The sequence below is a fragment of the Chryseobacterium sp. genome, from assembly GCF_029240215.1.
Taxonomy (GTDB): Bacteria; Bacteroidota; Bacteroidia; order Flavobacteriales; family Weeksellaceae; genus Chryseobacterium.
The window spans coordinates 265,317-288,666 of sequence record NZ_JARBTK010000001.1 but is presented as its reverse complement, the minus strand read 5'-3'; the positions used below and the strand labels follow the sequence as shown (position 1 = coordinate 288,666).

Below are 23,350 nucleotides of genomic sequence, written 5' to 3'. Positions count from 1 at the left end.
TAAATAAAGTTTTGAAAAAACATCTCCTTTTTATCGACACCGAAACCACAGGCATCCCGAAACGCTGGGATTTACCTTACTCTGAAACCGAAAATTGGCCTTCAGCAGTTCAGGTTTCGTGGATTATTTATGATGAGAACGGTAACGAAATTAAAAGAGAAAATTGTTATATTGATGTTGATGATTTGAAAATTAGTACCAAATCATTCAAAATACACGGAATTACCAAAGAATTTTTAAGCAAAAACGGTCGAAACCGAAAATTGATTTTAGAAAAACTTTCGAAAGATATTCAGCAATATCAACCGTTGCTTATCGGACATTTTATTGAGTTTGATATTGATACGTTGAGCTGTGACTTTTATAGAGCTAATCTGGAAAATCCTTTTCAGCAAAGTCATTTTTACTGTACAATGCTTAAAAGTAAAGACTATAATTTGAATCCAAACGTCATTTATCTTCGCTTGAACCAGCTTTTTGAGTTTCTTTTCAATGAAAAAATGGAACGCTCTCACGATGCGATGATTGATGCGGAAATGACGGCAAAATGTTTTTTTGAAATTCGTTCCCGTGGAGAAATTTCAGAGGATGAACTTCAGAAAATCCATCACGAAATCGAATGTAAATTAAAATTTTTAACAGATAAATTGAAATAAAGTTTGTTTAATTTTATCAGAGAAAAATAGCCACAAATGCACGAATTACATCTTTAATATAAGGTTGCTTGATTTTAAAATTCGTGCATCCGTGGCAAAAATAAAATTATGGAAGAAAAAATCATTTCACTATTAAAAATAACAAAACCTTTCCATCTTTTACCTGAAACAGTTCTTGCCGAGATCTCTGAAACATTGATTAAAACCGAGTTTTCTAAAGATACGCTGATTTATCGTCAGGATGTGACGGAGATGACCGGCGTAAGCATTATAGCATCCGGAGAGTATGAAACTTTTTTTTTCGATGCCTCAGAAAACAAAAGAGCGGTAACCAAACATCATAAACCTTATTGTTTTGGCGGAATTTCCATTATTCTGAACAGAGTTCGTGCATTGAAATCTGCCATAGCCAAAAAAGGAACCGTGGTTTACACCTTACCCAGAAAGGAATTTTACGAATTGTGTAATGCCTACGAAGATTTTTTTCACTATTTCACTTCAGATTTTGGTAAAAAAATGTTGGATGAGGAGTTTTCTCATTTTGTAAAAACACCCGCCACTTTCGAGGAAAGTTATTTCGCAGCCGACCAATTGTATTCCAGAAAAATTGAAGGCATTGCTTACAAAAGCATCGTTTCGTGCGAGGAAAATACGCCTGTCTTTGAAGCTGCTAAAATGATGGCAGCCAATAAAGTAAGCTGTATTTTTATCAAAAAGTTGAGGAGTAACGAGATTATTGGTTATGCAACAGATATTACTTTAAGGGATAATGTCATCGCTCGTTGTCTGGATTCAAAGATTGCCATTTCGGAAGTAATGGATAATCCGATTGTTAGCATTTCCACCGATGCCTATTTGTATGAAGCCGTTCTGATGATGTTCAAAACCAAATCAAGATATCTTTTGGTAAAAAATAAGGAAGAATATGTCGGTTTTCTAAGCAGAAACCGTTTGTTGAGCGAGCAGGCACAGAGTCCACTAGTATTTATTCAGTCCGTAAAGCAGGCTGAAAATACCGAAGAACTTCGTAAAAAATGGAATCAGGTTCCGGATATCATCAATCAGCTTTTAGGAAGGGGAGTACACGGCGAAATTGCCAGTCAGGTCATTACTACGATTGCCGACACCATTACCGGAAAAGTGATAGAAAAAGTCATAAAAGAAATTGGAAAACCGCCTGCGAAATTTGCCTTCATTGTCACCGGAAGTGAAGGAAGGAAAGAGCAGACGCTGAGTACCGACCAGGATAACGGAATCATCTACGAAGACAAGGCCAATGAACACAGGGAAATGGTTCGGGAATATTTTCTGGATTTTGCCAAAAGAGTTTCAGACGACCTCAATACGATTGGTTTCGAATACTGCAAAGGCGGCTTTATGGCAAGTAATCCCAAATGGACACATTCTCTTTCTCATTGGAAAAGAAATTACAGCCAATGGATTGAAGAATCTGTACCGGAAAATGCAATGAAATTTTCCACATTCTTTGATTTCCGTTTCATTTACGGTGACGAAAATATTGTGCGTGAGCTGAAAACTTTTATCAAGGAAAAACTCGTTTCACCCAATCAAATTTTCTTTGCACATATTGCAAAAAATGCATTGCAATACGAACCTCCTTTGACTTTTTTTAAAAGAATAAAAACCCAGACCATCGGGAAATCAGAAGTTTTCGATATTAAAACAGCGATGTCCCCAATTGTGGATTTGGTTCGTGTTTATGCATTGAAAAACCATCTGGAAATGGAAAATACAGGCGAAAGAATGAAAAAACTGACGGAAATCGGGATTTTCACGCAGCAGCAGTATAATGAAATGCATCAATCGTATTATTACTTGATGGCGCTCCGCTTAAAAAATCAGGCAAATCAAATTAATATTGACAAAAAACATCCTGATAATTATATTGCAATCAGTAAATTGACCAAAATAGAACAAGTAACTTTAATCGAAATCTTCAAGACTATTGCCAATTTTCAGTTGGGGATCAAAGTAAAATTTACCGGAAGTTTCTAAATTAAATTTTAAACATAAAACCTTCCGCAATTTTCTTATTGTATTTTTCCTCGTCAAAAGTGTAGAGAAAAGACCCTTTTTTAGACGAACTCATATCTTTTTCGCTGGTTTTTACCAATACATCTAAAGCATTTATTTTGCTGGTAAAGTTTCGCTTGTCGTATTTTTCGTCAAAAATCGCTTCGTAAAGATTCTGCAAATCTTTCATTGTGAATTTTTCAGGAAGCAGTTCAAAGCCAATCGGTCTTGTGGTTGCTCTTCTTCTCAGTCTCAGGACAGCATCTTTTACCATAGCGTTGTGGTCGAAAATAAGATCGGGACTGTCTTTCAAATCAAACCATTTTGCGCTGTATTTCTCATTGATTTGAATAGAATCCTGAATGTTAATCAATGCATAATGCGATATCGACATAATTCTGGCACTGGGATCGCGGTCAACCGCGGTGTAAGTATTCAATTGTTCAAGATAGATATTTTCCAAACCTGTCAACGCATTTAGAATACGATCGGCCGCCTGGTCAGAACTTTCCTGTTCATTGATAAATCCACCCATCAGTGACCAATCTCCTTTATTGGGTTCAAAATTTCTTTTAATCAAGAGAATTTTAAGATTTTCTCCATCAAAACCGAAGATAATACAGTCTACTGCGACAAAATGTTTAGAATAATTCTCTTCCATCAAAATGATTTTATACAAAGTTAAAGGTTTTAAAGTAGATTTTAATATGAAAAATAAATAAATGTATGTTAAACACTTTATTTTTCCACCATCACCATTTTTTTAATAATTTGCGGGTTTAAGGAAGTGTTTTGGGGAATTGTTTTCATCTTCTGAGCAATTTATTTGCCAAAATTACTATAAATCCTATATGAATGTAATGTTAAAATTGTGTTAAAATTTTATTTTGAATTTAAGTTAAAAATTTATTCGACATATTATTTAAAATACGATAAGTGTAAATATAAATTTTTATTGTTTTTTATAAACCCACTCTATCTATTTTGATAATGACGAAATTACATTTATTTAATTGATATTCTATGATTTGTCTATTCTTGTTTTTTATGATAAGGTAAAGCTTTTTTAGGCTTTTTTTCATTGCCACAAAATGCTTTTTCAATAAGATTTATTTCCAAATGATGAAAATTGTTTGCCATATAGATACTTTCTTTTATTTTAGAAATGTAGAAATAACATTTATTAATGAACAAAAAATCACTGATATTATTTTTAAGCTTTACTTCGCTTGCTTTTGGGCAGGTAAAGAAAAATGTTAGCTACTTTCCGCTCAACAAGGTTCATCTGTCCGAAAGTGTTTTCAGCAAGGCAATGCAGACCGATGAAAAATATATCCTTTCGATGGATGCAGACCGGCTTCTTGCACCTTATCTGAAAGAAGCAGGACTGAAACCCAAAAAAGAAAATTATCCCAATTGGGAAAATACCGGGCTTGACGGTCATATCGGCGGTCATTACATTTCAGCTTTGGCGTTAATGTATGCTTCCACGGGCGATCCAAAAGTCAAGCAGCGTTTGGATTATATGATTGATGAGCTGGAGCGGTGCCAGAATCTTTCAGGAAACGGCTACCTTTCTGGTGTTCCGAACGGTAAAAAAGCCTGGAAAGAAATTGCTGATGGAAACATTCGTGCCGCAACTTTCGGGTTGAATGACAGATGGGTTCCTTTATATAATATTCACAAGATTTATTCTGGTTTACGCGATGCCTATTGGTATGCAGACAGTGAGAAAGCAAAAAAAATGCTGATAAAACTCACGGATTGGATGGCTGATGAAGTTTCCGGACTTTCCGATGAACAGATTCAGGATATGCTTCGCAGCGAGCACGGCGGTCTGAATGAAGTTTTTGCCGACGTTTATGACATCACAAAAAATCCAAAATATCTAAAACTTGCTCATCGTTTTTCTCATCTTGCTATTTTAAACCCATTGCTGAATGGTGAAGATAAACTCACAGGAATTCACGCCAATACGCAGATTCCGAAAGTGATTGGTTTTAAAAGAATTGCAGATTTAGAAAATAACAAAGAATGGAGCAGTGCTGCCGATTTTTTCTGGACGAATGTCACGCAAAAAAGATCAGCGATTATCGGAGGAAACAGTGTAAGCGAGCATTTTAATCCCATCAATGATTTCAGCGGTATGATTAAAAGTATCGAAGGTCCGGAAACCTGCAATACGTATAATATGCTGAAACTTTCCAAAGAATTGTATGCAACCAATCCAAAATCATCTTACGTAGATTATTACGAAAAAGCGTTATACAATCATATTCTTTCCACCCAAAATCCCGACAAAGGTGGTTTTGTCTATTTCACGCCGATGCGTCCCGGTCATTACAGGGTTTATTCTCAGCCGGAAACCAGCTTTTGGTGCTGCGTAGGTTCCGGAATGGAGAATCACGCCAAATATGGTGAAATGATTTATGCTTATTCTGATGAAGATTTATACGTGAATCTATTTATTCCTTCCATTTTAAAATGGTCTGAAAAGAAATTGGTTTTGAGACAGGAAAATAATTTCCCTGAAAATCCATCAACAAAATTAGTTTTTGATGTTGCTCCGAAATCAACTATAAATTTAAAATTAAGAGCACCGCAATGGGCAAATGCTTCTGAAATTACAATTTCAGTGAATGGCAAAAATATCAATGTTACGGTTGATGCCGAAGGTTATTTTACCATTAATAAAAAATGGAAAAAAGGAGATGTTATCGAAATGAAAATGCCAATGCACCTTTCCGCAGAACAGCTTCCTGACCATTCGGATTATTTTGCCTTCAAATATGGTCCTATCGTTTTGGCTGCCAAATACGGAAAAGAAAATCAGGACGGACTTTTCGCTGATGACAGCAGAGGCGGACATATCGCGCACGGACCACAAATTCCTTTGAATGAAATCCCGACTATTTTGGGAAGTTCAGCTTCAGTTTTAAGCCATTTGGAAACCGTTAACGGAAAAGATCTGACCTTCAGATTAAAAGGTTTGTATCCTCAGAATAAGTTCAGTAACGGATTGGAGTTGGTTCCGTTTTATAAAATTCAAGAAGAGCGCTACATTATTTATTTTCCGCAGGCGAATCAGAATAAAATCGAAGTGATTCAGAAACAGAAAATCAAAGAAGAAGAGGAAGTCAGAAAGCTAAACAGCATTACTGCTGATAAAATTCAGTTGGGTGAGCAGCAGCCGGAATCCGACCATTTCATCGACAGCAAAGATTCCAACACCGGTTATATGGAAGACCGCCATTTCCGTGAGGCAAAAGGTTGGTTCAGCTACCAGATGAGAAACAAAGATCAAAATGCAAAATACCTTTATCTTATTTATTTTGATGCCAATAACAACCGTACATTGAATGCGGAAATTAATGGAATCAAAGTGATTTCTAAAAATTTCGACGGAAAAATGGGCGGTTCTCCACAATCATTATTAATCCCGATTCCGGAATCTGAAAGTAGAAAAGAGATTCTTAATGTAAAATTTAATACAAATGAAAAATCCCTGACTCCGAAACTCATTGAAGTAAGATTGCTGAGCCAAATGCCAGATAAAAACTAAAAATAAACTGCAGAATTCAATTTGCTATGAAAAACAGAATCTTTTTTAAAATATTAATTTTATTCGTAGGCTCATTATGCATTTCTTTTATTAATGCAAAAATCAAACTTCCTGCACTGGTTTCAGACGGAATGGTTTTGCAGCGTAACCAAAAGCTGAATGTTTGGGGAAAAGCTGATGCCGGAGAAAAAGTGGAAGTGAAATTCCTCAACAAAAATTATAAAACTATTGCCGACCAGACCGGAAACTGGAAAATCACACTTCCCGAGCAAAAAGCCGGAGGTCCTTACACGATGACCATCAATGAAATTACATTGAAAGATATTCTAATCGGTGATGTTTGGCTCGCTTCCGGACAATCGAATATGGAGCTGCCGATGCGCAGACTGACTCCGCTTTACGCTGACGAAATTAAAAATGCAAATAACCAAAATATCAGGTTTTTTACGGTTCCTCAAAAATATAATTTTAAGTCACCTCAAACTGAGCTTGATGGCGGAAAATGGGAAGCTACAAATCCACAAACGATTCTTAATTTTTCCGGAGTTGCCTATTTTTTTGCTAAAGAATTAAGTCAGAAAAATAAAGTGGCCGTTGGAATTATCCACGCAAGTTTGGGTGGTTCTCCGATTCAGGCGTGGATGGATGAAAATTCTCTGAAAAAATACCCTGAATATCTGGACGAAGCTAAAAAATGGCAAAATGATGATTTGATAAAATCTACCGAATCCGGCGAACAGGCATTGAGTAAAGCTTGGTACACAGAACTCGACCAAAGCGATATCGGATTAAACCAACATTGGGAAAACTTCGACCTAAACGATTCTGACTGGAAAACAATGAATATTCCTGGTTCTTGGGAAGATAAAGAAGGTTCTTTTGAAGGTTCGGTTTGGTTTAGAAAAGAAATTAATTTAACTAAAAATCAGGCAGGAAAAGCCGCTTTTTTAAATTTAGGAAGAATAAAAGATGCTGATGTTACCTACATCAACGGAACAAAAGTCGGAAATGTAACCTACGAATATCCGCCTCGTTGGTATGATATTCCGGCAGGTGTTTTGAAAGAAGGTAAAAACATTATTGCTGTAAGGATTACCAATGGGAGCGGAAAAGGACAGTTCATCGCTGACAAACCTTATTACCTCGAAATTGACGGAAATAAAATCGATTTAAAAACCGAATGGAAATATAAAACCGGTGCTAAAATGGAAAAAATGGCTCCAGGAACTACTTTCATCCGTTGGAAACCAACCGGATTGTACAATGCAATGATTAATCCGCTTATCAATTATAGCATCAAAGGTGCCATTTGGTATCAAGGCGAAAGCAACACCGGAAAACCAAAAGAATACGGCGATTTGCTGACCACAATGATTCTGGATTGGCGAAATAAATGGAATCAGAAAGAGATGCCTTTTTTCACAGTACAATTAGCCAATTTTATGGAACCAAAAACACAACCTGTGGAAAGCAATTGGGCAGAACTCAGAGACCAGCAGCGTCAGGTTTCGCTGAAAGTTCCAAACACCGGATTAGCTGTAATCATCGACATCGGCGAGTGGAATGATATTCATCCTCTAAACAAAAAAACAGTTGGAGACCGATTGGCTTTACAGGCACTGAAGATTGCAGACAAAAAGAATATCATCGCAGACGGACCGGTTTATCAGTCAATAAAAGTGGAAGGAAATAAAATAATTCTTTCTTTCAAATCCGGAACTGATGATTATGCACCAGTTTCAGAACTGAAAGGTTTTGCCATCAAAGGAAAAGACGGAAAGTATGAATGGGCAAAAGCAAAAATCGAAGGCAATAAAATCATTGTCTGGAACGACACCATTTCAAATCCAATTTCAGTAAGATACGATTGGGCAGACAACCCTGACGGAAACCTTAAAAATAAGACCGGACTTCCTGCATCACCATTTACTACAGAATAATTAATTATCATTTATCAATTATAAATTATTAAAATGAACAACTCATCTCAAAAAATATCTGTCGTTGAGAAAATCGGCTACAGTTTAGGAGATTTAGCCGCCAATCTGGTTTTCCAGACGCTTGTAACCTATTTAGCTTATTTTTATACCGATATTTACGGATTAAAACCGGAAGATGCATCCATCATTACACTTACGGTCGGCTTATTGGCTGGTTTTGTTTTCAACCCGATGGTTGGAGCTTTGGCAGACAGAACACGCACAAAATGGGGGAAATTCCGTCCTTGGATTTTATTAACAGCAATTCCGTTGGGTGCAGCGGCACTTTTTGCGTTCAGCACACCGGATTTTTCTTACAAAGGAAAAATGATTTATGCGGCAGTTACTTACTCTGTTTTATTATTGCTTTATGCAGCCAATAATTTACCTTACGCAGCTCTAAGTGGCGTAATTACAGGCGATATGAGCGAAAGAAACAGTATTTCATCTTACCGTTTTGTTGCCGTTATGTTTGCACAGTTTTTCGTTCAGGTATTTATGTTGCCGATTATTTTGTCTGCGGGACACGGTGACAAAGCAGCCGGAATCGAGGTTGTAATGACTTGGCTTGCAATTATCGGAACGATAATGTTGCTCATCACTTTTCTCACAACCAAAGAAAGAGTGATTCCAAAACCGGAGCAGGAATCTACTTTAGGGGCTGATTTAAAAGATTTAAAGAAAAATAAGCCGTGGATTATTATGTTAACGGTTACAGCATTGATTTTCATTACATTGGCAATGAAAGGCGGTTCGTATGTTTATTATTTCAATAATTATGTAGATGAAGCTTCACTTCAGCAGTTTATATCACCGATTACCAATTTCTTCAATTCCATTGGGATGAATTTCTTCGGAGAAGACCCTCGTTCAGCAGGTTTCGGGTTATTCAATGCAGGTGGAATCATTATGATGATTGTTGGAATCACTTTCTCGAAAAAGTTTGCAGATAAATATGGCAAAAGAGATGCATTTATCGCTTCACTTTTTATTTCAACACTATTCGTTTTAGCATTTATATTTTATCCGCCAAAATCAGTCGGATTAATGTTTTTATCCCAGGTTTTACACGGTTTCTTCTACGGAATCGGAACACCATTACTTTGGGCGATGATTGCCGACGTTGCCGATTATTCAGAATGGAAAAACAACAGACGTGCGACAGCAATTATTTTCTCGGCAATGATGGTCGGTTTGAAAGTTGGTTTAAGCATCGGAAGTTCATTAGTTGCATTAATTATCGGAAAATATGGTTATATTTCCTCAGAAGGTGCAGTCAACGTGATACAGCCGGAAACCGTTTCCACAGGTGCCAAAATGCTGGTCAGCGTATTTCCATCCATTCCGTTCTTTTTAGCGTGCGGATTGCTGATGTTCTACGAAATCAACAAGAAAAAGGAAATCGAAATCGAACACGATCTTAAAGAAAGAAGAAAAGCGAAAGATTAATGATAAAATAAAAATTTGGGCAGCTTTTCCGTCTTCCACTCCCAATCTTTTTTTGCCAAAGCTTTTCCAGCCGCAAAAAAAGGATTTCCGTTCAAGCCGGGCTGCGAGTGATTCGATGTTAAAATCCGTGTCGAGGCTTGAAACCGTGAAAAGCTTGAAAAATAAACGTTATGTGAAATTTTTGTATTTCTTCGCTGTGTTTACGCCTTTGCGAACTTTAAAAAGTATAGTAGTCAAAAAATCTTTGCGCGCTTTGCGTTTAAATTAAAAATAATAATTATGAATAAAATAGCAGCATTGTTAGGAATTTTAACCTTGACCGTCTCCTGCAAGACAGCCAACACGGCAGCTTCCAACGATTCCCTGAAGAATGCATTCAAAAATAAATTCTACATCGGTACTGCGATGAGTCTTCCTCAGATTGATGAGAAAGATGTAAAATCTGTTGAGATTATCAAAAATCAGTTCAGTTCCATTGTTGCAGAAAACTGTATGAAATCAATGTTCCTTCAACCTGAAGAAGGGAAATTCTTTTTCGACGATGCAGATAAATTTGTCGCTTTCGGGGAGAAAAATAAAATGTTCATCATCGGTCATACGTTGATTTGGCATTCGCAGTTACCCAAATGGTTTTTCGTAGGCAAAGACGGAAAAGATGTTTCTGCTGAAGTTTTAAAACAAAGAATGAAAAATCACATTACCACCGTTGTCACCAGATACAAAGGTCGCGTAAAAGGCTGGGATGTGGTTAATGAAGCTATTATGGAAGATGGGACTTACAGAAAATCTAAGTTTTACGAAATTTTGGGTGAAGAATTTATTCCGTTGGCTTTCCAGTACGCTCAGGAAGCAGACCCGAATGCAGAATTATACTACAACGATTACAACGAATGGCATCCCGGAAAAGTAAAAACTGTAAGCAAAATAGTTCAGAAACTGAAATCCAGAGGAATCCGAATCGATGGAGTAGGAATGCAGACCCACGTTGGTCTTGATACACCAACCCTTGACGAATACGAAAAAGCAATTCTTGACTACACAGCAAACGGCGTAAAGGTAAATGTTACTGAAATGGAAATCAGCGCACTTCCTTCACCGTGGGGAACTTCTGCCAACGTTTCCGATAAGGTAGAATATGAAGCAAAAATGAATCCTTATACAGCGGGACTTCCTGAGAATGTAAAAACAGAATGGGAAAACCGTTATCTGGATTTTTTCAGATTATTCCTGAAACATCAGGATAAAATCAGAAGAGTAACCTTGTGGGGAACTACCGATACCCAATCCTGGAAAAACGATTTCCCGGTAAAAGGCAGAACCGATTATCCGTTACTTTTCGACCGAAATAATCAGGCAAAACCTGTGGTAGAAAAAATCATTCAGTTAACAAAAGAAAAATAATATTTAACCACAAAAGTCACAAAAGAAATTATTGAAACTAAAGTTATACAAAAGAATAAAAAAGCTAATGTATATTTATTGTCCTTTTTGTTCTTTTGAAAAGCTTGAAAGCATAAAAATTCTTTTGTGACTTTTGTGGTTGGAAAATATTGATGTTCACTAAAAATCTAGTATCTAAAATCTAACTTCTAATTAAAACAATGAACAAAGCAAAATACCTCTTCCCAAGCGATTATATGGCAGACCCGTCCGTACACGTTTTTGAAGGCAAAATTTACATTTATCCATCACACGACCGCGAAAGCGGAATCGAAGAAAATGACAACGGAGACCATTTTGATATGAACGATTATCACGTTTTCTCGTTGGATGATGTAGAAAACGGCGAAATCATAGGCCACGGTGTTGTCCTTTCGGTAAAAGATATTCCGTGGTCTGGAAGACAGTTGTGGGATTGTGATGTGGCATTCAAAAATGGAAAATATTATATGTATTTTCCGTTAAAAGATAAAAATGATATTTTCAGAATAGGTGTTGCGGTAAGCGACAAACCTTACGGACCATTTATTCCGGAAAAACATCCAATGATGGGAAGTTACAGCATCGACCCTTGTATTTTTGAAGAAGATGGAAAACACTATATGTATTTCGGTGGAATCTGGGGCGGACAATTGCAACGTTACAGAAACAACAAAGCATTGGAATCAGCCGTAATTCCTAATGATAACGAACCGGCAATTCCTTCAAAAGTTGTTTTATTGAGCGATGATATGCTGGAGTTTGGAGAAGAGCCAAAAGATATCTTAATTCTGTACGAAAATGGAAATTTATTGCTTCACGGCGACAAACACCGCTTTTTCGAAGCGTCCTGGATGCACAAATACAACGGCAAATATTATTTCTCATATTCTACCGGCGACACACATTTGATTTGTTATGCCACAGGCGACAGTCCTTATGGTCCCTTTACTTTTCAGGGAGAAATTCTGACGCCTGTCATTGGTTGGACAACTCATCACAGCATTGTTGAATTTAAAGGAAAATGGTATCTGTTCTTTCACGACTCCGTACCAAGCGAAGGAAAAACCTGGCTCAGAAGTATGAAGGTAATCGAGCTGGAATATGGCAACGATGGTAAAATTAAAACCATTGAAGGTTTAGAAGAATAATCTATAAAAAGTCCCGAAGGGACGATTTAACTAAGGATAGGATGAAATCCTATCAAAATAAAATATTTCAAAAAACCCCAAAGGGTTCAATATTAATAAATGTAGGTACGACCTATAGAAAAAAGTTTTCAATGAAAAATTTCCGACTGTATATCCTATTATTTCTAATGATTCCATTAACGATTTTCGCAGAAGACGGAAGTCAGCTTTGGCTTCGATTTCCGGCAAGGAACGGAATTTCGGCAGATAAAATTATTTCCAAAGGAAACAATCCGACTGTGAATATCGCCAAAAAAGAATTAATGAATCATTGGCAAGGTCAGGAAATTGAACTTCGAACCGACAAATCATTAAAAAATCTGAAAGGCGGTTATACCATAAAATCAGTTCAGAATAAACTGGTCATTTCTGCCGAAAAAGAAATAGGATTGTTGTACGGAGTTTATCATATTTTACGTTTGCAGCAGACAAAATCTATACTAACAAATTTGAATATTACCGAAAAACCATCATATGATGTCAGGATTCTCAACCATTGGGATAATCTGGATGGAACTATTGAACGCGGTTATGCAGGGCATTCGCTTTGGAAATGGGAAGATTTACCCAGTAAAATTTCCCCCAGATACGAAGAATATGCACGAGCCAACGCTTCGATTGGAATTAATGCAACTGTTCTTAACAACGTGAATGCTTCACCAAATATGCTCCGCAAAGACTATCTTGAAAAAGTAAAAATTCTCGCAGATATTTTCAGACCTTACGGAATTAAGGTTTATTTGTCAGTCAATTTTTCGTCGCCTAAAGTTTTGGGCGGATTGGAAAATTCTGATCCGTTGAATAAAGATGTTCAAAAATGGTGGAAAGATAAAGCATCAGAAATTTATAAATTAATTCCTGACTTCGGAGGATTTTTGGTTAAAGCCAATTCTGAAGGTCAGCCGGGACCGCAGGATTACGGAAGAACGCACGCTGATGGCGCCAATATGATGGCTGACGTTTTAAAACCTTATGGCGGAATCGTAATGTGGAGAGCATTTGTGTACAGTCCGAGTAAAGAAGACCGAGCAAAACAGGCTTATCTGGAATTTGTTCCGCTAGACGGAAAATTCAGAGATAATGTGATTGTTCAGATTAAAAACGGACCTGTTGATTTTCAGCCTCGTGAAGCGTTTAATCCGCTTTTCGGAGCTTTGAAAAAAACTTCCGAAATGGTTGAATTTCAAATTACTCAAGAATATTTAGGGCAAGCCAATCATCTGGTTTACCTTGCTCCTTTATTCAAGGAAACTTTGGACAGCGATACGTATTCTGACGGAAAAGGTTCTACAATTGCGAAAATTACAGACGGAACTTTAAGACCTGCAAAATTAACCGCAATTTCTGCTGTTGCAAACATTGGGGAAGACAAAAACTGGACGGGACATCATTTTGCACAGGCCAATTGGTACGCTTTCGGACGTTTAGCTTGGAACCACAATTTGACTTCGGAACAGATTGCCGACGAATGGATAAAAATGACCTTCACTGACAACGAAAAATTCCTCAATCCTGTAAAAGAAATGATGCTCGCTTCGAGGGAAACTGCCGTAGATTATATGATGCCGCTTGGTTTGCACCATATTTTTGCAGGAATGCACCATTACGGACCGGAACCGTGGGGTGACTATAAAGGTACGAGAGCAGACTGGTCACCGGTATACTATCATCAGGCAAATACACAGGGTTTAGGTTTTGACAGAACCAAAACGGGAAGCAATGCTGTTTCACAATATTTCCCTCCACTCAACGACATCTATGGAAATATCAAAACGACTCCCGAAAACCTCATTCTCTGGTTTCATCACGTTCCGTGGGATTATCAGATGAAAGATGGAAAAACATTGTGGGAAGAACTTTCTTACAAATATGATACAGGCGTAAAAAATATACGTAATTATCAAAAAGTTTGGGACAAAATGCAGCCTTATATCGATGAGCAAAGATTTAAAGATGTTCAATCTAAATTAAAAATTCAGGCAAAAGATGCCGTTTGGTGGAAAGATGCGTGTCTGTTGTATTTCCAGACATTTTCCAAAAGACCAATTCCTTATGATATCGAACGACCGGTTCACGAACTGGAAGATTTGAAAAAGATTAAACTCAATATGGGACATCATAACTAAAAAAACAGCTCTTCCGAAAAGGTAGAGCTGTTTTTAATAAATATGAATTTTATATTATTTAAGAGCAATAATTTTACTGAATATATTACCGTTTTTCTCAACTGCAATGATGTAGCTTGGAGAGGTTTTGGGATCAAGTTTGAACGTTAAACTAAGCTTGCCGTCTTTTGCAAATTTAGTTTCATTGTAATATACATTATCAGAAAAATCCTGAACAGAAACGTTTACAGAGCCATCCATATCTTCCATATTCAGTTTTACAATATTGTTATTGATGGTAAATTCCGGCTTGATGATTTCACTTACAGGAGTTTTTTCTACCACTAGGTTTTTATTTTGGATACTGATTTTATATTTTTCAATTTTATAATCAGATTCTGCAACCAGATAATAAGTTCCGTCAGTTAAAGTCTCAAGATTATATGATTTCGAAATAAAATTTTGATCTCCTATTTTCTCAGAATATATTTCTCCCTCATTATCATTGTATACAAACAGAGAAATATTTTGCGCATTGTTTACTTCAAAACTAAGGGTTTTAGAATTTACATTTCCGAATGATACAGAAAAGTCTTTGTCTTTACTCATTACATCTGCTGAAGTTAAAAGAAACACAACAAATAGACTGATTTTTAATAAATTATTCATAATAAAAGTGTTTTAAGTTTACTAATATTGATACTGCAAATGTATAGTGTTTCCCTGTTAGATTTTAGAATGCAATTTTCATATTTATGTCCTATATTAACCCTAATTGTATGTTAATTAAATATGAACAGTTAATTTTGTAAATGTTATTTTGTAACTTTGATTGATAATTAAATTATGAAACATCACAGTCCTGCATTTGAAGCTATCAATCCTAATATAGGAAGCAGTTTTACGAGTCTTAAGTTTCAGAGAAACGAGAATATCAAATCTCACGTTTGGCATTATCATCCTGAGATTGAACTGATTTTGGTAAAAGGAGGTTCCGGCAAAAGGCAGATAGGAAGTAATATTTCTTACTTTACGGAAGGTGATCTGGTGCTGATTGGCAGTAATTTGCCACATTGCGGTTTAACCAATGAAAACACCAATAACGATTACGAAATGGTGATTCAGTTTAAACCTGATTTCTTGGGTGAAAAAATTTGGGAAAATCCTGAAATGAAAAAAATTCACGCAATGCTAGAAAAATCAAAAAGCGGAATGGTCTTCGGCGACGATGTGAAAAAAGTAATGAGAAAAAAGATTTCCCAGATGCATCAGTCAGAATCCTTAGAAAAGCTTTTGAAGTTTTTTGAAATTCTGCACGATCTTTCTGTCACAGATGATTACAGAATCCTCAACGCCGGAAAATATTACCTGCAAACTCAGGTTGAGGATAACGAGAGGATCAATCATATTTTCAATTATGTAAAAGATCATTTTAAAGAGCAAATTACTTTGGAAGAAATTGCCGGTTTGGCGAATATGAAAGTGCCTTCTTTCTGCCGTTATTTCAAGAAAATCACCAACAAAACCTTCACTCAATTTGTTAATGAATACCGTATTACACATTCTCTGAAACTGCTTGCTGAAAAACCTTTAAGCATTACAGACGTTTGTTTTGAAAGCGGTTTTAATAATTTCAGCTATTTCAACAAAACTTTTAAAGAATATATCAAGAAAAGTCCTTCTCAGTACCGTAAAGAGTTTAATTATGTAATGGAATGATACTTTTTCTTCAAAATAAATTAAACTAAAATTGTTTATTTCATTAGTTAAGTGTATTTTTAACACTTAAAAGAATTAAACAACATTTTATGAAATTTTTTATCGATACTGCCAATTTAGAGCAGATAAAAGAAGCCAACGGCCTCGGAATTCTGGATGGCGTTACAACCAATCCATCTTTGATGGCAAAAGAAGGAATCAGCGGAACAGAAGCTATTTTGCAACATTACAAAGATATTTGTGACATTGTTGATGGAGATATTTCTGCGGAAGTTCTTTCTACAACCTACGAAGAAATGATTGCAGAAGGCGAAATTCTTGCGGCAATTCATCCAAACATCGTTGTGAAAATCCCGATGATAAAAGACGGTGTAAAAGCTTTAAAATATTTTTCCAACAAAGGAATCAAAACTAACTGTACCCTTATTTTCTCAGCAGGTCAGGCTCTTTTGGCAGCAAAAGCCGGTGCAAGCTACGTTTCTCCGTTCCTTGGAAGACTGGATGATATTTCGACAGACAGTTTGAATCTTATTGAAGAAATCCGTCTTATTTTCGACAATTATGACTACAAAACAGAGATTTTAGCGGCTTCTGTAAGACACAGTATGCACATCATCAATTGTGCAAAAATTGGTGCCGATGTCGTGACTTGCCCAATTCAGCCGATTCTTTCCTTGTTAAAACATCCTTTGACAGATTCAGGATTGGAGCAGTTTATCAAAGATTCACAAAAAATGCAATAATTTATGCAGCACGATATTTCAAAACTCAAAAATATCGCTTCACAAGTTAGAAGAGATATTGTAAGAATGGTTCACGCCTGTCAATCCGGTCATCCTGGCGGTTCGCTCGGATGTGCAGATTTTTTGGTCGCACTTTATTTTGATGCGATGAAAAGAAAAGAAGGATTCGATATGAAAGCCAAAGGCGAAGACGTATTTTATCTTTCTAACGGTCATATTTCACCTGTTTTTTACAGTGTTTTGGCGCACGCAGGTTATTTTGAGAAATCAGAACTTGCAACTTTCAGAAAACTGAATTCCAGATTGCAGGGACATCCCACCACGCACGAGCATCTTCCGGGCGTTCGTATAGCTTCCGGTTCTCTGGGGCAAGGAATGTCTGTGGCAATTGGTCACGCAGTCGGTAAAAAGCTGGACAAAGACGAAGATCTCGTGTTCACCCTTCACGGCGACGGTGAATTGCAGGAAGGTCAGAACTGGGAAGCCATAATGTATGCTTCTCACAACAAGGTTGATAATCTGATTGCAACCATCGATTACAACGGTCAGCAGATTGATGGTCCGACTTCAAAAGTGCTTTCTTTAGGTAATCTTAAAACCAAATTCGAAGCCTTCGACTGGAAAGTTCTTGAAGTGGAAAACGGAAACGATATGGAAGAAATTCTTAACGTTCTGGACGAAGCAAAATCATTAACCGGACAAGGTCAGCCTATATGCATTCTCCTGAAAACCGGAATGGGTCACGGTGTCGATTATATGATGGGAAGCCATGCGTGGCACGGAAAAGCACCTAACGATGAGCAACTGACAAAAGCATTAGATCAACTCGAAGAAACTTTGGGCGATTATTAGACATTAAACTTTGGGCAGCTTTATCCGCCCTCCGCTCCCAATCTTTTTTGCAGACGGTTTCAGTTTAATAGAACTTGATGACCACGCAAAAAAGGATTTCCGCTCAAGTCGGGCTGCGAGCGATTCAACGCAAACTCAAAAGTCCCAAAGGGACGACTTAACAAAGGATAGGATAAAATCCTATACGAATGTCCGTTTTTAATAATAACGATAAAATAAGCATTCATTTTGTCATTCCGTAGGAATCTAAACTGCTTTATTTTCAGTGTGTTGGAATTCCTACGGAATGACAAACAAACTGTTAAAAAACTAATTTATTAATATTTACGGATATTCATAAAATCCTATTAAAATTATTTCAACAACAAATCGTAAAATGAAAAAATATACTTACACAGAAAAAAAAGATACCCGAAGCGGTTTTGGAGCCGGTCTCGCAGAACTGGCAGACAAAAATTCTGATGTCGTAGCACTTTGCGCCGACCTTATCGGTTCCCTGAAAATGGAGAAATTCATAGAAAAAGCACCGGAACGTTTTTTCCAGATTGGAATTGCAGAAGCCAATATGATTGGGATTGCTGCAGGATTAGCTATCGAAGGCAAAATTCCGTTTACGGGAACTTTCGCCAACTTTTCTACCGGAAGAGTTTATGACCAGATTCGTCAGTCGGTGGCTTATTCCGATAAAAACGTGAAAATCTGTGCATCTCACGCAGGATTGACTTTAGGTGAAGATGGAGCAACACACCAGATTCTGGAAGACATCGGATTAATGAAAATGCTTCCCGGAATGACGGTCATCAACACTTGCGATTACAACCAGACCAAAGCTGCAACGATTGCCATTGCAGATTACGAAGGTCCGGTTTATCTGCGTTTCGGAAGACCTGTGATTCCTGTTTTTACCAATGAAAATCAAACATTCGAAATCGGAAAAGCCTGGATGGTCAACGAAGGAAAAGATGTGACGATTATTGCCACCGGACATCTGGTTTGGGAAGCAATAAAAGCCGGAGAAATCCTGGAAGAGCAGGGAATTGATGTCGAAATTATCAATATTCACACGATTAAACCTTTGGATGCTGAAGCAATTTTAAAATCAGTAAAGAAAACAGGTTGCGTTGTAACTGCCGAAGAACACAACAGATTAGGTGGTTTGGGAGACAGCGTTGCTCAGCTTTTGATTACAGAATATCTTGCGCCGCAGGAATATGTTGCCGTAAACGACAGCTTCGGAGAAAGCGGAACTCCCGATCAACTGATGGAGAAATATGGACTGACTGCAAATGACATTGTAGAAGCTGTAAAAAAAGTAATGAAAAGAAAAAATTAAATTAGAGTTAAAAATAAACTTTCTGATTTTTGCAAAATATTTCATTAATCAAAATATGAAAAAAATAAGATGGGGAATTCTGGGTACAGGAACTATTGCTCACAAGTTTGCAGCAGACCTCAAGTACGTAGAAGGTGCAGAACTGACTGCAGCCGGATCTCGCACACTTCAAAAAGCTCAAAGTTTTTGCAAAGACTTTAACATTCCATTCAGTTTTGGAAGTTATCAAGAACTTGCAGAAAGTAATGTGGTAGATATCATTTACATCGCAACACCGCACAACCTGCATCACGAAAATACGTTGCTATGTCTGAATAATGACAAACCTGTTCTTTGTGAAAAACCATTTGCCCTGAACGCAAAACAGGCAACTGAAATGATAAATTTAGCCCATCAGAAAAAACTATTTTTGATGGATGCCTTATGGACAAAATTGCTACCTCATTATCAAAAAATGATGGAAATGATTAAAACCGGTGTTTTGGGAGATATAAAAGTGGTTTTAGCTAATTTCGGTTTTCAAGCGAATGCAGACCCAGCTTCTCGTTTGCTCAATCCTGAATCTGGAGGAGGATCATTGATGGATATTGGAATTTATAATGTTTTTACAGCATTGGATGTTCTGGGTAAACCTGATGAAATTAACGTCAGCATTGTTGCGACAGAACAAGGTGTTGACGAGCAATGCGGGATTATTTTTAAGTATGATAACGGGAGTATGGCAAGTTTATTTTCGACTTTATCAACCGATCTTGCTACTGAAGTAGAAATATGCGGTACATTAGGTCGTCTGAAATTAACCACCCCTTTCTACGAACCTTCGTCCACTTTGGAATATTATTCCAATGGAGAAAAAAATATCATTGAAGTAGAAAAGAATGATGGATTTGGCTACCAGTTTGAGGCGCGCCACGCCACAGAATGCCTGCAAAATGGTCTTACCGAGAGCCCAATCGTAACTCACGCCGGGAGTTTGTTGCTGATGCAAACTTTAGACAGAATCCGTAATTTGTCAGGAATTGTTTTTCCTGGTGAATGAAATTAAATCATTTTTTTAAACATATTAGATTACTGTTAATCATTTAATTGATGAAATGATAATTAAAATATTCTGATTAAGTTAAAGCACTATTCACAATTTTAATTTTAAAATACCTCTAAAAAAGCATAAATTGCAGTCATCTATGAAGGAGAAATTAATCAATCATACAACAGAAGCATTCCAGGCTTTCTTCCAATCAGAACCGGAAAATATTTTTCTGGCACCGGGAAGAATTAATATTATTGGTGAACACGTCGATTACAGTGATGGCTTTGTGCTTCCAGCAGCTATTGACAAATACATTTGCTTTGCTGTAAAAAAGGTGGATGGCTCAGAAACCTGCACTTTTTTTGCCAAAGATTTTGATGAATCATTTAGTTTTAATATTCATCAGAAACAAACTCCGGTTTCACAGACCTGGGTTAATTATTTATTGGGTGTTTTCAATGCCATTCAGGAAAGCGGAAAAAAGATCGGCGGTTTGCAGATTGCTTTTAGCAGTACGATTCCAATGGGTTCAGGTTTGTCTTCTTCGGCAGCTTTGGAATGTGGTTTTGCCTATATTCTCAATCAGGTTTTCGATTTAAATTTATCTAAAAAAGAATTGGCACTTATTGGTCAGAAATCTGAACATACCTTTGTTGGTGTAAAATGCGGAATTATGGACCAGTTTGCATCCGTTTTCGGTAAAGAACACCAAGTAATTATGCTCGATTGCAATTCTCTGGAACATCAGTATTTTGAAGCTAATATTGAAGGGTACAGTCTGGTGCTTTTCGACAGTTGTGTGAAACATACGCATCTTACTTCCGGTTACAACGACCGAAGAAATGATGTTGATAACGGAAAGAAAGTTTTGTGGGAAAAATTTCCGGAAGTAGAAAAATTCAGAGATTTCAGCTTTTCAATGCTGGATGAAGTGAGGGCAGAAATAGGAGAGACGTCGTACAAAAGATGCCTGTATCTTCTTAAGGAAATTAAAAGGGTAGAAAAGGCTTCAAAAGCTTTATCAGAAGGAGATGTAGAGTATTTAGGACAGCTTTTAATCGAAACTCATTCCGGACTTTCAACAGAGTTTGAAGTAAGTTGCGAAGAACTTGATTTTATGGTAGAAGAAACCTTAAAGGAAAGAGGCGTTTTGGGCGCAAGAATAATGGGCGGCGGCTTTGGAGGATGCAGTATTAATCTTATAAAAGATGAAAATGTTGATGATGTAATTAAAAACATCAGCGCAAAATACAAAGAAGGTTTTGACATCGAAATGAAAGTGTACCGTGTAAAAATATCGGATGGAATTAATGAATACAAAAGAAATGAATTCGTCGTTTAATCAAAAGCAGTACCCTCACAGAAGATACAATCCACTTTTGGATGAGTGGATTTTGGTTTCCCCACAACGAGCCAACCGACCTTGGCAAGGGCAGACTGAAAAAGTAGCTGAAGAAAAACTTCCTTCTCACGACCCGAATTGTTACTTATGTTCGGGAAATGTGCGTGTAAATGGTGATAAAAATCCTGATTACCAAGGTGTTTTTGTTTTCGAAAACGACTTTGGTTCTTTGATGAAAGATGATGTCGAATTTTCTGATGAAAAGTCTAATTTTTTTACATTGAAACCGGAACGAGGAATTAACAGAGTCATTTGTTTTTCGGAAAATCATAGTCTCACTTTACCGGAAATGGAAGTTGATGACATTAAAAAAGTGGTAGATGTTTGGCAGGAACAGTATAAAGAATTGGGAGCTGAAGATTACATCAATCACGTTCAGATTTTTGAGAACAAGGGAAGTGTAATGGGATGCAGCAATCCACATCCGCACGGACAAATCTGGGCACAGTCTTCGATTCCTTCGACGGTTTTGAGAACGCAGGAGAATCTTAAAAAGTATTTTGAAAAGAACGGAAGTTCGCTTCTGGAAGATTATGTCAAAAAAGAATTAGAAGTAAAAGAAAGAATCATTCTGGAAAATGAGGATTTTGTCGTATTAGTTCCATTTTGGGCAGTCTGGCCGTACGAAACGATGATTATCAGCAAAAGAAAAGCGGAAAATATTCTGCAGTTTTCTGATTCAGAAAAACTTTCATTGGCTGAGATTATTAAAAATTTAACCACAAAATACGACAATCTTTTCAACATTTCCTTTCCATATTCAGCAGGGATTCATCAATCACCAACCGATGGAAAATCACATCCCGAATGGCATTTTCATATGCATTTTTATCCGCCTTTGCTGCGTAATGCCGAAGTTAAAAAATTTATGGTCGGCTACGAAATGCTGGCAGAACCACAACGCGACATCACGCCGGAACAAAGTGCTGAAATATTGAAGAATCTTCCACTTGTACATTACAAGGAAGCTTTAGAAAAATAGTTTAAGCAAATATTAGCTCGTAAGATCGAATTAAGAGATCAGCAGCAGTCTATACTCACCATTTTTTTCATCAGGTGCCCTGTGAATACAAGGTAAAACTTGCTGTTGCGGATGATCTACTGCCAATCTCCAGAGATGACCTAACTTTAAATTTATAGGTTTAGCATTATGTTTTGGCTGATAGTGCAGATCAAAATAATTTTCCTTCAGAAAGGTTTCGAATTCATCTTCTTTACCATGGTATAATTCTTTAATCTTCTCAAGAATTTCAGGAATCAGGATTTTTTTTATACATTGGTCATTGGGCAATATGTCACTTGTAGCGCCGTAGTAGGTGCATAAAAAAGTATCCGTTCCAATGTCCGAACGATCTACATGGTAAGAATATACATCTGTTGAAATAAAATCAAACTCCTGATCCCGTTCGTAACTCTTAATTAAATTGAGTGAAGGAGACGCTCCGAAGTCTGTTAATAATTGCAAATCATGTAAGATAATTTCTCTTGCAATATGACCTTTTTCTGAAAGTTCAAGAGATAAAAGATCTTCAGAATAAACTTCTGTAATGTTTTCTTTTAATTGAAGCTTTGATACAATTTCTCTAAAATCTCCACCTAAATTTCTGTCCCAACAAATTGCATTTATATCTCCTTGAAAACAAGTATCTACAAGTTCAGAAAAAGAGGAAACCACTCCAATTTGATTATTATCAGTAAATGTATCATTCATATAATTAAGAAAATGCTTGTTGATAACCAGAGATTGCAAAAATAATGAACAAATAGATGACATAGGTGCAATTCATATTTTTTTAAAACTTAATTTTAAAATTAGCCACAAAACGTACTGAAGTTTCCATCTATCATTATAGTTTTGATAATTCACAAACACTTAA

18 protein-coding genes are annotated in these 23,350 nt (G+C 36.8%); 15 read left to right on the top strand and 3 right to left on the bottom strand.

Annotation, left to right across the window (positions count from 1 at the left end):
• Positions 1-11: 11 nt before the first annotated feature.
• Together K0R77_RS01355 and K0R77_RS01350 are read left to right on the top strand one after the other, a co-directional pair.
• Positions 12-656 (top strand): 3'-5' exonuclease, encoded by a 645-nt coding sequence (locus K0R77_RS01355; protein ID WP_300346452.1) that lies wholly within the window; start codon positions 12-14, stop codon positions 654-656.
• Between the two features lie 108 nt (positions 657-764).
• Positions 765-2,672 (top strand): DUF294 nucleotidyltransferase-like domain-containing protein, encoded by a 1,908-nt coding sequence (locus tag K0R77_RS01350; RefSeq protein ID WP_300346450.1) that lies wholly within the window; start codon positions 765-767, stop codon positions 2,670-2,672.
• Between the two features lies 1 nt (position 2,673).
• Here K0R77_RS01350 and K0R77_RS01345 read toward each other — a convergent pair whose 3' ends face one another.
• Positions 2,674-3,351 (bottom strand): NUDIX domain-containing protein, encoded by a 678-nt coding sequence (locus K0R77_RS01345; protein WP_300348313.1) that lies wholly within the window; start codon positions 3,349-3,351, stop codon positions 2,674-2,676.
• Positions 3,352-3,876: 525 nt separating this feature from the next.
• Here K0R77_RS01345 and K0R77_RS01340 point away from each other — a divergent pair.
• The 6 genes from K0R77_RS01340 to K0R77_RS01315 all read left to right on the top strand — a co-directional run bounded on the left by K0R77_RS01340 (position 3,877) and on the right by K0R77_RS01315 (position 14,415).
• A complete protein-coding gene (locus K0R77_RS01340) occupies positions 3,877-6,252 on the top strand; it encodes a glycoside hydrolase family 127 protein (protein ID WP_300346449.1) in 2,376 nt (791 codons plus the stop codon).
• A gap of 26 nt (positions 6,253-6,278) precedes the next feature.
• Positions 6,279-8,192, top strand: coding sequence for a sialate O-acetylesterase (locus tag K0R77_RS01335; protein ID WP_300346445.1), 1,914 nt, complete (start codon positions 6,279-6,281; stop codon positions 8,190-8,192).
• A 33-nt stretch (positions 8,193-8,225) separates the two neighbouring features.
• A complete protein-coding gene (locus K0R77_RS01330; protein WP_300346443.1) occupies positions 8,226-9,680 on the top strand; it encodes an MFS transporter in 1,455 nt (484 codons plus the stop codon).
• Positions 9,681-9,959: 279 nt separating this feature from the next.
• Positions 9,960-11,081: an endo-1,4-beta-xylanase gene (locus K0R77_RS01325; protein WP_300346442.1), complete on the top strand. Its 1,122-nt coding sequence runs from the start codon at positions 9,960-9,962 to the stop codon at positions 11,079-11,081.
• Positions 11,082-11,281: 200 nt separating this feature from the next.
• On the top strand, positions 11,282-12,250 hold the full coding sequence (locus K0R77_RS01320; protein WP_300346441.1) for a glycoside hydrolase family 43 protein: 969 nt from the start codon (positions 11,282-11,284) through the stop codon (positions 12,248-12,250).
• 131 nt (positions 12,251-12,381) lie between these two features.
• Positions 12,382-14,415, top strand: coding sequence for an alpha-glucuronidase (locus K0R77_RS01315; protein ID WP_300346440.1), 2,034 nt, complete (start codon positions 12,382-12,384; stop codon positions 14,413-14,415).
• Positions 14,416-14,469: 54 nt separating this feature from the next.
• Here K0R77_RS01315 and K0R77_RS01310 read toward each other — a convergent pair whose 3' ends face one another.
• Entirely contained in the window at positions 14,470-15,063 is a 594-nt protein-coding gene (locus K0R77_RS01310; protein WP_300346438.1) for a hypothetical protein, read from the bottom strand.
• 177 nt (positions 15,064-15,240) lie between these two features.
• On the opposite strand from K0R77_RS01310, the gene K0R77_RS01305 reads away from it, so the two are divergent.
• The 7 genes from K0R77_RS01305 (at position 15,241) to K0R77_RS01275 (ending at position 22,455) form a co-directional block, all read left to right on the top strand.
• The gene (locus K0R77_RS01305; protein ID WP_300346436.1) at positions 15,241-16,113 is read left to right on the top strand and encodes an AraC family transcriptional regulator; all 873 of its coding nucleotides are present in this window, start codon (positions 15,241-15,243) and stop codon (positions 16,111-16,113) included.
• A gap of 89 nt (positions 16,114-16,202) precedes the next feature.
• Positions 16,203-16,856, top strand: a complete 654-nt coding sequence (gene fsa / locus K0R77_RS01300; RefSeq protein WP_300346435.1) for a fructose-6-phosphate aldolase — start codon at positions 16,203-16,205, stop codon at positions 16,854-16,856.
• Between the two features lie 3 nt (positions 16,857-16,859).
• Positions 16,860-17,708: a transketolase gene (locus tag K0R77_RS01295; RefSeq protein ID WP_300346434.1), complete on the top strand. Its 849-nt coding sequence runs from the start codon at positions 16,860-16,862 to the stop codon at positions 17,706-17,708.
• Positions 17,709-18,084: 376 nt separating this feature from the next.
• The gene (locus K0R77_RS01290) at positions 18,085-19,041 is read left to right on the top strand and encodes a transketolase C-terminal domain-containing protein (RefSeq protein ID WP_300346433.1); all 957 of its coding nucleotides are present in this window, start codon (positions 18,085-18,087) and stop codon (positions 19,039-19,041) included.
• Between the two features lie 55 nt (positions 19,042-19,096).
• Positions 19,097-20,080 carry a Gfo/Idh/MocA family oxidoreductase gene (locus K0R77_RS01285; protein WP_300346432.1) on the top strand — a complete coding sequence of 328 codons (984 nt, stop codon included), beginning with the start codon at positions 19,097-19,099 and terminating at the stop codon, positions 20,078-20,080.
• 145 nt (positions 20,081-20,225) lie between these two features.
• A complete protein-coding gene (galK, locus tag K0R77_RS01280; RefSeq protein WP_300346430.1) occupies positions 20,226-21,413 on the top strand; it encodes a galactokinase in 1,188 nt (395 codons plus the stop codon).
• Positions 21,382-22,455: a UDP-glucose--hexose-1-phosphate uridylyltransferase gene (locus K0R77_RS01275; RefSeq protein ID WP_367182659.1), complete on the top strand. Its 1,074-nt coding sequence runs from the start codon at positions 21,382-21,384 to the stop codon at positions 22,453-22,455. The genes galK and K0R77_RS01275 overlap by 32 nt, the downstream gene beginning before the upstream one ends.
• Positions 22,456-22,485: 30 nt before the next feature.
• Here K0R77_RS01275 and K0R77_RS01270 read toward each other — a convergent pair whose 3' ends face one another.
• The gene (locus K0R77_RS01270) at positions 22,486-23,184 is read right to left on the bottom strand and encodes a DUF1826 domain-containing protein (RefSeq protein WP_300348295.1); all 699 of its coding nucleotides are present in this window, start codon (positions 23,182-23,184) and stop codon (positions 22,486-22,488) included.
• Positions 23,185-23,350 lie beyond the last annotated feature (166 nt).